Origin of the sequence: Rhizobium sp. C104 (assembly GCF_022354505.1) — a bacterium.
GTDB lineage: Bacteria > Pseudomonadota > Alphaproteobacteria > Rhizobiales > Rhizobiaceae > Rhizobium > Rhizobium redzepovicii.
The window spans coordinates 1,295,348-1,308,432 of the sequence record NZ_CP092348.1; the positions used below are offsets into that span (position 1 = coordinate 1,295,348).

The window sequence follows — 13,085 nt, forward strand, 5'->3', positions numbered from 1 at the left end:
AAAATCTGGCTAAAAACAATCTCGAATGCGCGTAAAATTCGACGCGCATTTGTCTCGAAATCGATTAAAATTGTAATTCCCGCAACAAGGCTTTCGCGTGGGAAAAGCTTGAATTACCGTCTGGCCGTTAAGGATTTTCATTGAGCCGGATAACGGCCGGCGGCGGTTGGGCGTTGCGCAGTAGGTTGGCAATGCAGCCGGGATCGGGCGATTCGGCCCGCCCGAAAGCGAATGATCGATCGGATTTCAGTTTTCGGCGGCAAAATTATTTTTGCTGGAAATCGCGAAATCGATCGGTAGCGGCGACGATCGCGGCGCTCATATCGGGATTTGCGATGGAATGGGCAGCATGCGGAAGGAGTTGCAGCTCGCTTTGCGGCCAGGCGCGGGCCAGTTCCCAGGCGGTCACCAGCGGCGCCTCGATATCGAGCCGTCCCTGTAGCAAGATCGCTGGAATGCCTGTCAGCCGCCCGGCGTTGTTCAAAAGCTGGCCGTCCTCCAGCCAGGCGCCGTTGACGAAATAGTGAGTGATGATGCGGGCGCGCGTCAGCAGATAGGCCGGATCGGCCCAGCGGCGTGGCAGTCCTTGAGGATCGGCGAGCAGGATGGAGGCCGCCTCCCAGTCATGCCAGTCGCGGGCCGCTTTCAGGCGCGTCTCGGAGTTGGAATGGTTGAGAAGGCGATGATAGGCGGCAACTATGTCCTCATCTCGCTCCTGGCTGTCCGCAGAAGCCGCCTGGCGGAAACGGTGCCATTCCTCCGGAAAGAGCGGCGCCATGCCGCGACAGAGCCAGTCGATTTCCGAGCGCCTTGTGGTGGTTACGCCTGATATGACGATCGCTACGACGCGCTGCGGATGGGTCTCGGCATAGGCGAGCGACAGTGTCGAGCCCCAGGAATTGCCGAAAACGAGCCAGGCGTCGATGCCGAAGAACAGCCGCAGCCGCTCGATATCGCCGACAAGATGCCAGGTGGTATTGAGGGAGAGGTCGGTTTTGCGATCGGCAGCGCTCGGCAGGCTGCGGCCGCAATTGCGCTGATCGAACAGAATGATTCGATAGGCGTCGGGATCGAAATGGCGCCGCGCCGTCGTCGAGCAGCCGGAGCCCGGCCCGCCGTGCAGCACCAGCGCCGGCCGGCCAGCCGGATTGCCGCAGGCCTCCCAATAGATCAGGTTGCCGTCGCCCGTGTCGAGCAGGCCATGATCATAGGGTTCGATTTCCGGATAGAGAGCCGACATCGTTGTGCCTGTCGAAGGTTGTTCCACTCATAATATCTATGGCTGAATGGTAGGAACGACTTGCGACAGGATTTCGCTCCTGCTTTCCGAAGCCCGATTTTATTGCCGCTGGCAGATCTCTTGCCGTGAAACCCAGGCTTGTCAACAGGACCTGACCGGGTGCGCGCCCGGCAAGCGCATCGGCGGCACCGTCACGTAATCAACGGTGTCTCAGAGGAATTCGCGCAGCGTCTCGCGGGACTGGATCGACAGGAATTCGATCGCCACACCTTCGACGAAATGGCGGACGACGCGGCCGCGCATGTTGCCGAGCCGCACCGCAGTTCCGATCGAGGGGCGCATCTCAACGTCAACGGCAGCGCCCGACAGCGAAAGGTCCATGATACGGCAGGTATAACGGGTGCCGTCCTCGAGGGTTAGTTCGGTATTCGTATCGCGTGGCGTCAGACGGTCATGGCGACGATCTTCCGGCAGACCGAGCTCATGTTTGTTGGCAAGCCAGGTAAGCTGGGCGGCGAGCTTCTCCCGCTTCCGCTCGGTGGCGTTGATCGACATGGTGAAGCCGCGGCCGTCGAGCGTCTGGACATAACCTTCGACGCGGCCGAGATGGTCGATATAGGCGACGACACGTTCGTTGGCGCGTGGCCGGCCAAGGCAGGTGACATACATGTCGCCAGGCGACATGTCGATCACCATGCATTCGAACTCCTCGTAACTGGCAAGCATCAGCCGGCCCTGCATATTGATGGGCACACGCTGAAAAACGCCCTGTTCAGGGCGCGGCGCAGGTCTTTGCGTCTGAGCTGGCTGGAACGAGTGCATCAAAAGGCTTCTTTATGAAATCTGAGAGACCGATCATTACCCGCAATCCATTAACAGAAGGTTGTTTTGCCTCATTCTCATATAGCCGAAAACGAGTATGACCGATGTCCCGAAACGGGACTGTCAGCGCGCCTCCGCACTCGTCAGCAGCTGCGACACCATGCGGCGCATGACCTGCCCGAAACCGGCGCTTTTGGCGGCGACGATTTCGTTGATGGGGCGCAGCTCGGCGGCTTCAGCGTTGCCGAATTTGCCGGGCAGAAGACGGCTGCGGTCGAGAGCCAGGAATTCGAGCGGCACGATCTCCAGCCAGCTCGCAGCCGCCGTGGGTGCGATTGCGCCGAGCAGCCGGTCGCAGGCGCCGCCCGGCGAGCGCAGCGGCATCATGATGATCTCGAAGGAGGCCTGATGGCCGACGGTGCTGTAGCCGGTGGCGTTGAACAGGGCCGGCAGGACATGGTCCATGACGCCCATCGCGGTGCGTTCGATGTCGGCGTGCTGGCCGTTTGCCCAGAGTGAGGAGAAGCGTGCGCCGCGCAGATCCCGCCCGAACAGATCGCAGATGCGGGTGCCGGCGAGCCGGAAGCCGATATCGCCTTCCTCGCGGGTCTCGAGAATGAACAGGCTCTGGAGCAGATGCGGGACAGCGGAGGGTTCGATCTGCGCTTTCAGCGGCGCATCGGCTGCGCCGCGGATACGGTTCCAGTAGTCAAAAATTTCGATGGTCGTTTGCACACGCATTTTTCACCAACCTGTCCCATTCCGGGTCATTTTCGGGCACTCATTGCCCCTACAGGCTCAACCTTGCGGATTTCATGCCAACTCGCGGCGGTTAAGGTTAAGAAAGGGTTTCGGTTGAGGTGCGGTGCCTGCCGTGGCACTGTCCGGCCATCGCTTCGACTTTCGAAGTTCAGCACAACCTGCCCGGGCCGAGGTCTTTCCTTGGACACCGGTATGCCGTCCGGCACTTCGGACGGCTTTTTTTTGACAGGTGCTCCTGTATGGCTGAGGCCTCAACGAGGCGATACTGAAATGAATGAGCAGACGGCCGAGCCCCATAAGGCGCCCGAACCTCCCGAGGTCCAGCCGCCGGCAAAGCGGCCGCGCGTGCCGGTCTTCAACCTTCCACCGGCGCTGTTCTTCAGCCTTTGCCTGATTGTCGTCATCTATGCGGCGCAAGAGCTCGTGCTCTCCGATGATGCGCTGAGCTGGCTGTTCTTCACCTTCGGCTTCGTGCCCGCCCGCTATGTGATTCCGCTGTCGCAGCAGGGGCCGGAGCTGTTCTGGACGCCGGTTACCTATTCACTGCTGCATGGCAGCGTCCAGCATATCGTCTTCAACGGCTTCTGGTTGATGGCCTTCGGCGCGCCGGTCGCGCGCCGCATCGGGACGCTGCGATTCGTGCTTTTCTGGCTCTTTTCAGCCGCCGCCTCCGCCGCCCTGCACGCAGTGTTGAACTGGGGGGATGTGACGCTTTTGATCGGCGCGTCGGGCGTCATCTCCGGGCTGATGGGGGCTGCCTGCCGATTCGCCTTTCCCGCCGAACGGCGGCCGATGCTGCCTGCGCATCTCAATGCCCGGCTGTCCATCGCCGAGGCGCTGCAGAGCCGCACCGTCGTCATCTTCATGCTGCTCTGGCTGGTCGGCAACGCCCTGATCGCCGTCGGCATCCCGCTTGTCGGCGACAGCGACCAGCCCATTGCCTGGGACGCGCATATCGGCGGTTTCGTCTTCGGTTTCCTGCTGTTTTCGTTGTTCGATCGGATATCGCGCCCGCCTATTGCAGAACCTGCCGGAACGGAGAAGGATCTGTTGCAATCCTGAGCCGGGCGGTGCACGATTGTCCTATCCGCGCTGGGGGAGAAACCGCCGCGGGTGCCTGTGACAAGTGTTTCACGGACATAGGAGGTTCGAATGTCAGTCAAAGCAATCCTCGACCTGAAGGGCAGGGACGTCGTCACCGCCGGGCCGAACACGACCGTCGCAGAGGCGGCCGTCATCCTCAGCAAGAAGAAGATCGGCGCCATCGTCGTCGTCGGTATGGAGAACCGGATTTCCGGCATGTTCACCGAGCGCGACCTCGTGCATGCGATCGCTAAACACGGCAAGGACGGCCTCGACCAGCCGCTGGGTCAGGTGATGACCGCGAAGGTCTACCGCTGCCACGAGGAGACGACCGTCAACGAACTGATGGAACTGATGACCAGCCGCCGTTTCCGCCACGTGCCGGTGGAAAGCAACGGTAAGCTTGCCGGCATCATCTCGATCGGCGACGTGGTGAAATCGCGCATCGCCGAAGTCGAGCGCGAGGCCGAGGAGATCAAGGCCTATATCGCCGGCTGAGGTTTTCGTCCTCGTTCGAGGGATGCCGTCGCCGCGAAACGGCTACGGGCTTGCGGATGATGCCGATCAGGGGAGCTGGCGTAGACTTCCTGCATGCGCTTGATTTCGGGGAGCCTGGCTCTGGCTTCCTCGTAGCCGCGTTCGATCGCTTCGCCGGCGCGGTGGAATTCGGAAAGGCCGATATAGCTTAGGCGCGGCTGCAGCGAAATATCCGGCGGGTCGCCGGCCAGGCGGGCGCGGGCGATCCTGTCCTGGATGATATTGAAAGCCTGCACCATGACGCCGGTCATGCCGAGACGGGCATAAGGCGCCTCTTCCTGCTTCTGCACCTCCTGCGGCGAGAGGCTGGCATTGTGCCGGACGACGGCCGAGCGGCCATAGAGATCGTAATTGAGATTGACGGCGACGACCAACGGCTGCTCGTAGGCGCGACAGACGGAGACGGGGACGGGGTTGACCAATGCGCCGTCGACCAGCGTGCGGTGATTGCTGCGCACCGGCTCGAAAATCCCGGGCAGGGCATAGGAGGCGCGCAGCGCCGTGATCAGCGAACCATTGGCGATCCAGACTTCATGGCCGGTATTGACCTCGGCGGCGACGGCGACGAAGGGCCGGTCGAGATCCTCGACGTTCAGGCCTTCGAAGATGTTCCTGCATGCGCTTTGTCAGCCGCATGCCGCCGAACAGGCCGCTGCCGCCGATGGTGAGATCGAGGAGACTGGCGATCCGGCGCATCGTCAGCGAGCGGGCGAAACTTTCGAGTTCATCGAGTTTGCCGGCGAGATAGCAGCCGCCGACCAGCGCACCGATCGAGGTGCCGGCAATCATGCCGATCTCGATTTTTGCCTCGTCGAGGGCGCGCAGCACGCCGATATGGGCCCAGCCGCGGGCCGCTCCACCGCCGAGCGCCAGCGCGATCTTGATTCTCTTGACGGGTGCGGGAGGCGGGATCGTCTCGAGTGTGGTCGACATGCCAGAACCGGAACCCTCGCCTTCAGAGCTTTGACGATGCAAATTCCAGCTCAGCATGGCGCTCTCCCCTCCCAGCAGAACACATGGTTTCCGATAGTGTGCCCGATCAGTTTCCAAATGGTATATAGCGGCGATTTCTGGCGCAATAAGGAGCAGATCCCGGGAAATTCCGGCTCCATCTTCCCGGCCTATTTTCCGTAAACGTCCTGCGGATCGAAATGACGCTCGTCGTCGACGATATCAAGCATCGGCTTTCCATCCCGAAGCGTGATCGTCCGATAGAAGCAGGAGCGGCGGCCGGTGTGACAGGTGGCGTCATGGCCGGCGACCTCGACCTTCAGCCATATGGCGTCCTGATCGCAATCGGTGCGAATTTCCTTCACCGTCTGGAGATTGCCCGAGGTCTCGCCCTTCTTCCAGATCTTGCCGCGCGAACGGCTGAAATAATGGGCTGTGCCGGTCTGGATGGTCAGCGCCAGCGCATGGGCGTTCATGTGCGCCACCATCAGCAGCTCGCCGTCGCCTGCGTCGGTGACGATCGCGGTGATCAAGCCACGGTCGTCGAAACGCGGCGTGAAATCGCCGGCGTCTTCCAGCGCCGACTTGTCCTCGGATGGTTGACTGAAGATCAATTGGCTCATCGCGGCCCTCCTGAGGGAGCCGGTCTCAGCGGCTCCGCACCATGGTCATGAAACGGGCCTGATCGGCCGGCTCGGTCTTGAACGTTCCGGTAAAGGTGGTCGTCAACGTGGTCGAGCCCTGCTTCTGAACGCCGCGCATCGCCATGCACATATGTTCGGCCTCGATCATCACCGCGACACCGCGCGGGTTAAGCGTATCGTCGATCGCCCGGGCAATCTGCGCCGTCATTGTTTCCTGGGTCTGCAGACGGCGGCCATAGATCTCGACGACACGGGCAATCTTCGACAGGCCGAGCACACGACCGTCCGGCATGTAGGCGACGTGAGCCTTGCCGATGATCGGCACCATGTGGTGTTCGCAATGCGAGAAGAAAGGAATGTCCTTGACGAGGACCATATCGTCGTAGCCGGCGACTTCTTCGAAGGTGCGGCCGAGCACGTCTTCCGGCGCCATGTCGTAGCCGGAAAAAAGCTCGCGGTAGGATTTGACGACACGCGCCGGCGTTTCGATCAGGCCTTCGCGCGTCGGGTTCTCACCGGCCCAGCGCAGCAGGACACGAACGGCTTCCTCCGCCTCCTGCTGGGAGGGGCGATCAGAGTCGCGGTTCGTCTGCGGAAAGTTCTTTACGATGGCGTCCATGAACAATGGTCTCCTGGTCCGCACCGCGGACCGATCTGTCGGAATCGCCACTGGTCAATCCCATGCGGGAATTCATGCACCTTTGGCAGGCTCCGGGGCTTTCGAGGCGAATTCAACACCCCTCCGGCACGGTTTCCCAATCAAACTTACACGAGGCCATTGCATTTTAATGGCCTTCGAACGACATACATATAGGAAGACGGCCATCGTATGTAAGTATCCTCAGATGACACGGTGTGTTTTTTGTTTCAACAACAATAACCGCCCTTATTGAGGCCGATCCGCAGCGATTTTGGAGCGGAAATCCAACATGGACGATATCTACAACAGCAAGATCCTCGAATTCGCCGGCAATATTCCGTTGACCGGCACCTTGGCGGATGCCGATGCGAGCGCCCAGGCCTATTCGAAGCTTTGCGGCTCGAAGGTGCGGATCTGGCTGAAGATGGATGGCGACACCGTCACCGGTTTTGCCCATGACGTGAAGGCCTGCGCGCTTGGCCAGGCCTCGTCCTCGATCATGGCGCGGCATGTCGTCGGCGCCACATCGGGTGAATTGCGCCAGGCTCGGCAGGATATGCTCGCCATGTTGAAGGCGGATGGAGCAGGGCCCGATGGACGGTTCGAAGACATGCGCTATCTGCTGCCGGTGCGGGACTACAAGGCCCGCCATGCCTCGACGATGCTGACCTTCGATGCCGTCGTCGATGCGATCGGCCAGATCGAGGCGAAACGGGCTGAGGTTGTCGAGGCGTAACTGGATGTGCGAGTTCTGCGCCCTGCAGGCCAGCGATGAGGAGGACCGTGGTGCCGCCGGACCCGAGAAGCCGCGTGAAAAGATCGCACGCGCTTCGCGCAATTATACCGGTCCGTTCCGCAAGAACTCCCGACCGCCTGCTCGGCATGGGGTTCATCCGCCTTTACCAGTTGACGTTTTCCGGCTTTGTCGGCAATTCCTGCCGCCATATCCCGACCTGCTCCGAATATGGCTACGAGTCGATCGCCCGCCACGGATTGTGGGCCGGCGGCTGGATGACGCTGTTTCGCGTCGGCCGCTGCGGCCCAGGCGGCACCAGCGGCCTCGACCAGGTGCCGGAGATACTCGGCGACGACTTCCGCTGGTGGATGCCGTGGCGCTATTTCTCCCTCGGGCGCAAGAGAGGATGAGCATGAGCACCTTCATTGCCCTCCTGCACAGCATTGTCCTGACGCCCGACCGGCGCGTCATCATGGAAGATCTGCGCGCGCTCGCCAAAGATCTTGGCTATCGCGAACCGCGCACGCTGGTTTCCACGGGTAATCTCGTCTTCGAGGCCGACGATGTCAGGCCGCACGAACTCGAGGTCGCGCTGGAAGAGGGGTTCGAAGAGAAATTCGGCAAACATGTCGATATCATCGTGCGCAGCGACTGCACCTGGATGGCGCTTTGCGGCACCAATCCCTTCAGGGACGGCAACGGCGACCAGGTCATCGTCCGGGTGATGCGCCTGCCGGTCGATCCGGAGAAGGTGGAGGCGCTGAGAGCGCTGATGACGGAGGGACAGCGCATTGCCGTCGTCGGCGGCGATCTCTGGATCGATTTCGCCGGCAAGCCGAGCCAGTCCAAGCTGCTTTCGGCGCTGACGACCAAGCGGATAGGCATCGGCACGATGCGCAACTGGAACACGGTTTGCGGCCTCGCCCAAATGATCATGTAGGCCTGCTGCTTCTTTACTCCCAAGGCAAATCTGAGTATCAGGCGGCAGCGCTTCCAAAGAGCGGAGGCGCTCCGTTTCAACCACCCGCATTCGTTGGCGGGACTGGACAAGGAGAATTTCGATGTCTGAAAACATTTCCCTGACATTTCCCGATGGTTCCGTGCGCAGCTTCCCGGCTGGCGCGACCGGCAGGGATGTCGCCGAATCCATTTCCAAGTCGCTCGCCAAGAGCGCGGTCGCCATTGCACTCGACGGCACCGTGCAAGACCTTTCCGATACCGTCACCGACGGCAAGATCGAGATCATCACCCGCAAGGACGGCCGTGCGCTGGAGCTTATCCGGCATGATGCCGCGCACGTCATGGCCGAAGCGGTGCAGGAGCTCTGGCCCGGCACGCAGGTGACGATCGGCCCGGTCATCGAAAACGGCTTCTATTACGACTTCGCCAAGAACGAACCCTTCACGCCCGACGATCTGCCGAAGATCGAAAAGAAGATGAAGGAGATCATTGCCCGCAACGCGCCCTTCACCAAGCAGATCTGGTCGCGCGAAAAGGCCAAGGACGTCTTTACGGCCAAGGGCGAAAACTACAAGGTAGAGCTCGTCGACGCGATCCCTGAAGGGCAGGATCTGAAGATCTACAATCAGGGCGATTGGTTCGATCTTTGCCGCGGTCCGCACATGGCCTCCACCGGCCAGGTCGGCACGGCCTTCAAGCTGATGAAGGTTGCCGGCGCCTATTGGCGCGGCGACAGCAACAACGCCATGTTGTCACGCATCTACGGGACGGCATGGGCCGACCAGGCCGATCTCGACAACTATCTGCACATGCTGGCGGAAGCCGAAAAGCGTGACCACCGCAAGCTCGGCCGCGAGATGGACCTGTTTCACTTCCAGGAAGAAGGCCCGGGCGTCGTCTTCTGGCATGGCAAGGGTTGGCGAATCTTCCAGTCGCTCGTCTCCTACATGCGTCGCCGGCTCGCGGTCGATTACGAAGAAGTCAACGCGCCGCAGGTGCTCGATACCGCGCTTTGGGAAACTTCGGGTCACTGGGGCTGGTATCAGGAAAACATGTTCGCCGTGAAATCGGCGCATGCGATGACGCATCCGGAAGACAAGGAAGCGGATAATCGCGTCTTTGCACTGAAGCCGATGAATTGCCCCGGCCACGTGCAGATCTTCAAACATGGGCTGAAGTCCTATCGCGAACTGCCGATCCGCCTCGCCGAATTCGGGCTGGTGCATCGCTACGAGCCTTCGGGCGCGTTGCACGGGCTGATGCGCGTGCGCGGCTTCACGCAGGACGACGCGCACATTTTCTGCACGGACGAGCAGATGGCTGCCGAATGCCTGAAGATCAACGATCTCATCCTGTCTGTCTATGAGGACTTCGGCTTTAAGGAAATCGTCGTCAAGCTTTCCACCCGGCCGGAAAAGCGCGTCGGTTCCGACGCCCTCTGGGATCGGGCGGAAGCCGTCATGACCGACGTGCTGAATACGATCGAGGCTCAGTCCGAGGGCCGCATCAAGACTGGCATCCTGCCGGGCGAGGGTGCCTTCTACGGGCCGAAGTTCGAATATACACTGAAGGATGCGATCGGCCGCGAATGGCAGTGCGGAACGACGCAGGTCGATTTCAATCTGCCGGAACGTTTCGGCGCCTTCTATATCGACAGCAACTCCGAAAAGACGCAGCCGGTGATGATCCATCGCGCCATCTGCGGCTCGATGGAACGCTTCCTCGGTATCCTGATCGAAAACTTCGCCGGCCATCTGCCGCTCTGGGTGTCGCCACTGCAGGTGGTGGTCGCGACAATCACTTCGGAAGCCGACGCTTACGGGCTTGAAGTGGCCGAGGCGTTGCGCGAGGCCGGTCTCAACGTCGAGACCGATTTCCGCAACGAGAAGATCAACTACAAGGTCCGCGAACACTCGGTCACCAAGGTGCCCGTCATCATCGTCTGCGGCAGGAAGGAAGCCGAGGAGCGCACGGTCAATATCCGCCGTCTCGGCAGCCAGGACCAGGTTTCGATAGGGCTCGGCGCCGCCGTCGAAAGCCTTGCCTTGGAAGCAACGCCGCCAGACGTCCGTCGCAAGGCCGAAGCAAAAAAAGCCAGGGCGGCCTGAAAACGCCTCCATCCGACAGCGCCACCAGCGCTGTCGGAGGACCTGGGAAGCGCTGAACAGCGGCGGCGACCGCAAGGGTCTGCTGGCCCGCCTCTATGAGGCCGTCTTCTCGATGGCACCGCCGAAGCGCGCGCCCCAAAGCTCCCGGCTAAGGCGAAACCGCTCGCGGTAAATCAATCGAGACTGGTGTCGCCGCCCTGCGGCGCGAGCTGTTCATAGGAAGGGAGCGGCGCCACCGGAGCCGGCTGGACGCCTGGCGGCGGCGGTGTTCCCACAGGCACTTGCTGTACCGTGCGGGCCGCGTCGTTCACCGGCGGCTGCGGCTGCTGGTCCTTCATCAGAACCTCGACATCGGTGTTCCTGCCGGCGACGACGGTGAAATCGCGCTGGTAGATCTTGTCCTTGTTGCGGGCGACGGCGGAATATCCGCCTTCGGCGAGGACCATGGTCGGGAAGGCGCTGACGCTTTCGCCGACGCTGTCGCCGGCCGCCGTCAGGATCGACCATGCAGTATCGGCGATCGCCTCGCCGCCGGCATCGGAGACCAGTTTGAAGGTGACCTGCGCGGCCCGATGCTGGATCGTTGCTTCGGTCAGCTTGCCGGCCTCGACCTGGATGTCGGCGCGGATGACGGCGTTGACGCTGCCATATTCGGAAACGATATGATAGGTGCCGGCATTGAGGCGGACGACGGTGTTCGGCGAGACATCGGCGACGACGAGGCCACGCTCGCCGTCCTCGCGCACTTCCGAGGAATAGATCGAAAAACTCAGCTGATCGGGGCGGATGCGAGCGTCGGTACCGGAAACGGCATTGAGCAGCAGGCCGCCGGCATCGAGCACCATTACCTGCTTGTCGACCTCGCCGTCGGCGGGCACTGTCAGTTTCTTGGTGACGCCGGCGCGGCCGAAGGAGACGTTGACGAAATAATCGCCGGGCGCGAGCTGGAAGGCGGCGGGTCCACCCTTGGCGCTGGCGATCAGCGGCAGTTTGCCGTCGGTTCCGGCGATCGGGCTGAAGACATACCAGGAGAGGCCTTCTTCGACCGGTGTGCCGTCCGCCGTCAGCTTGGCTTCCATCGGCACATCGCGCAGTTTGACCCCTTCAGGCGCCGTGCCGGGCGCGATAAAGGCATCGAGCTTCGGCATCTTCGGCGTCGATTCAAGCTGTTTGAATTCCTTGAAGGCATCCTGAGCGCCGGCGCCTGGAGGCGTCAGGATCGTCAGGGCAATGGCAAGGCCGATGCGTGCAAAAGGCGAAATGCCAAACATCTGTTTCGTGAACCGATTGACTTCTGAAATCGCAAAGGCCACTTCAAGACCAACGCGATGGCAAATTCAAGACCCAGCCTTTTGCAGCAGCATAAAAATGAGAGTTTCTCCCGCATGAAATCCGATATCAAGCTGATTGATTACCTCGCCGTACGCCGCTCCATCCCCGCTTTCCAGATGTGCGAACCAGGCCCCGAAAAGGCCGAAATCGAGGAAATTCTGCGTCTTGCCTCGCGTGTTCCCGATCACGGCAAGATCGCGCCCTGGCGCTTCATCGTTTATCGCGGAGGCGAGCGCGCTCGCCTCGGTGAGGAACTTCTGGCCTTGGCGCTCGAGACGAAACCTGAGCTTTCCGAAGAGATGATCCAGGTGGAACGCGCGCGTTTCACCCGCGCGCCGGTGGTGGTCGCCGTCGTCAGCAAGGCGGGGCCGCATATCAAGATTCCCGAATGGGAGCAGCTGATGTCGGCCGGCGCGCTCTGCCTCAACGTCATCCTCGCCGCCAATGCCAGCGGTTATGTCGCCAACTGGCTGACGGAGTGGTTCGCCTATGACGAGCGCGCCTATCCGCTGCTCGGCGTCGGGCCTGATGAAAAGGTGGCGGGGTTCATCCATATCGGCTCGACGACATTTCCGGCGATCGAGCGGCCGCGGCCGGAGCTTGCCGATACCGTGACCTGGGTCGGCGGTGAGGAATGATGTTTTACACCACCGACGACAACCGGCACGGACTGGCGCATGATCCATTCAAGGCGATCGTGTCGCCGCGCCCGATCGGCTGGATCGGCAGCAAGGGCAGGGACGGTTCGATCAACCTTGCCCCTATTCCTTCTTCAATGCCGTCGCCGACCGGCCGAAGCTGGTGATGTTTTCATCCGCCGGACGCAAGGACAGCCAGCGCAACGCGGCCGAGACCGGCGTCTTCACCTGCAATTTCGTCGGTCGCGATCTCGCCGAGAAGATGAACCTCTCCTCGGCGGCGCTGCCCTATGGCGAGAGCGAATTCGACTTTGCCGGCCTGACGGCGAAGCAGGCCGAACTCATCGACGCGCCCTATGTCGGCGAGGCTTTCGCGGTGCTCGAATGCAGGGTCACCGAGATCATGGAGCCGAAGACGCTGTCCGGCGCGCCGTCGGAAAACGTCCTTGTCTTCGGCGAGGTGGTCGGTATCCGCATCGACGAGACGATCGTCAGAAATGGCCGCCTCGACATGTCGATCGCCCGGCCTGTGGCCCGCATGGGTTACATGGATTACAGCGAAGGCAGCGATGTTTTCGAGATGTTCCGGCCGCATCTGCCGAAGGTTTAGATCGGTCGCAAGGCATACAAAG

At 61.4% G+C, this 13,085-nt stretch carries 12 protein-coding genes and 4 pseudogenes; 9 read left to right on the top strand and 7 right to left on the bottom strand.

Annotation, left to right across the window (positions count from 1 at the left end):
• Positions 1-265: 265 nt before the first annotated feature.
• From pip to MF410_RS07555, 3 genes are all read right to left on the bottom strand, one after another.
• Positions 266-1,240 carry a prolyl aminopeptidase gene (pip, locus tag MF410_RS07545; protein WP_239620292.1) on the bottom strand — a complete coding sequence of 325 codons (975 nt, stop codon included), beginning with the start codon at positions 1,238-1,240 and terminating at the stop codon, positions 266-268.
• A 210-nt stretch (positions 1,241-1,450) separates the two neighbouring features.
• Entirely contained in the window at positions 1,451-2,062 is a 612-nt protein-coding gene (locus MF410_RS07550) for a PilZ domain-containing protein (protein WP_097628822.1), read from the bottom strand.
• Between the two features lie 123 nt (positions 2,063-2,185).
• A complete protein-coding gene (locus MF410_RS07555) occupies positions 2,186-2,803 on the bottom strand; it encodes a PAS domain-containing protein (protein ID WP_097628823.1) in 618 nt (205 codons plus the stop codon).
• Positions 2,804-3,094: 291 nt separating this feature from the next.
• Between MF410_RS07555 and MF410_RS07560 the strand changes: the two genes are divergently transcribed.
• Positions 3,095-3,886, top strand: a complete 792-nt coding sequence (locus MF410_RS07560) for a rhomboid family intramembrane serine protease (protein ID WP_097628824.1) — start codon at positions 3,095-3,097, stop codon at positions 3,884-3,886.
• 90 nt (positions 3,887-3,976) lie between these two features.
• On the top strand, positions 3,977-4,405 hold the full coding sequence (locus MF410_RS07565; RefSeq protein WP_007629157.1) for a CBS domain-containing protein: 429 nt from the start codon (positions 3,977-3,979) through the stop codon (positions 4,403-4,405).
• Between the two features lie 68 nt (positions 4,406-4,473).
• On the opposite strand, the pseudogene MF410_RS36570 reads toward MF410_RS07565, so the two are convergent.
• The 3 genes and pseudogenes from MF410_RS36570 to folE form a co-directional block, all read right to left on the bottom strand.
• Positions 4,474-5,434, bottom strand: a pseudogene (locus MF410_RS36570) (patatin-like phospholipase family protein); the annotation flags it as partial.
• A 131-nt stretch (positions 5,435-5,565) separates the two neighbouring features.
• Positions 5,566-6,018 (bottom strand): phosphoribosyl-AMP cyclohydrolase, encoded by a 453-nt coding sequence (gene hisI, locus MF410_RS07580; RefSeq protein WP_003586336.1) that lies wholly within the window; start codon positions 6,016-6,018, stop codon positions 5,566-5,568.
• Between the two features lie 25 nt (positions 6,019-6,043).
• A complete protein-coding gene (folE, locus tag MF410_RS07585; protein WP_003572990.1) occupies positions 6,044-6,658 on the bottom strand; it encodes a GTP cyclohydrolase I FolE in 615 nt (204 codons plus the stop codon).
• Positions 6,659-6,968: 310 nt separating this feature from the next.
• On the opposite strand from folE, the gene MF410_RS07590 reads away from it, so the two are divergent.
• The 5 genes and pseudogenes from MF410_RS07590 to MF410_RS07610 all read left to right on the top strand — a co-directional run.
• Positions 6,969-7,415, top strand: coding sequence for an iron-sulfur cluster assembly scaffold protein (locus MF410_RS07590; protein WP_097628825.1), 447 nt, complete (start codon positions 6,969-6,971; stop codon positions 7,413-7,415).
• Between the two features lie 4 nt (positions 7,416-7,419).
• A pseudogene (gene yidD, locus MF410_RS07595) lies at positions 7,420-7,825 on the top strand (membrane protein insertion efficiency factor YidD).
• A gap of 2 nt (positions 7,826-7,827) precedes the next feature.
• Positions 7,828-8,355 carry a DUF1697 domain-containing protein gene (locus MF410_RS07600; RefSeq protein WP_097628939.1) on the top strand — a complete coding sequence of 176 codons (528 nt, stop codon included), beginning with the start codon at positions 7,828-7,830 and terminating at the stop codon, positions 8,353-8,355.
• A gap of 121 nt (positions 8,356-8,476) precedes the next feature.
• Entirely contained in the window at positions 8,477-10,483 is a 2,007-nt protein-coding gene (thrS, locus tag MF410_RS07605; protein ID WP_097628827.1) for a threonine--tRNA ligase, read from the top strand.
• 40 nt (positions 10,484-10,523) lie between these two features.
• A pseudogene (locus MF410_RS07610) lies at positions 10,524-10,655 on the top strand (glycerol acyltransferase); the annotation flags it as partial.
• A 1-nt stretch (position 10,656) separates the two neighbouring features.
• Here the strand turns inward: MF410_RS07610 and MF410_RS07615 are convergent.
• Entirely contained in the window at positions 10,657-11,754 is a 1,098-nt protein-coding gene (locus MF410_RS07615; RefSeq protein WP_097628828.1) for a hypothetical protein, read from the bottom strand.
• A 114-nt stretch (positions 11,755-11,868) separates the two neighbouring features.
• Here MF410_RS07615 and MF410_RS07620 point away from each other — a divergent pair, with 114 nt between their 5' ends.
• Positions 11,869-12,453 carry a nitroreductase gene (locus tag MF410_RS07620; RefSeq protein WP_097628829.1) on the top strand — a complete coding sequence of 195 codons (585 nt, stop codon included), beginning with the start codon at positions 11,869-11,871 and terminating at the stop codon, positions 12,451-12,453.
• Positions 12,453-13,063, top strand: a pseudogene (locus MF410_RS07625) (flavin reductase family protein). The gene MF410_RS07620 and the pseudogene MF410_RS07625 overlap by 1 nt, the downstream one beginning before the upstream one ends.
• Positions 13,064-13,085: the final 22 nt, after the last annotated feature.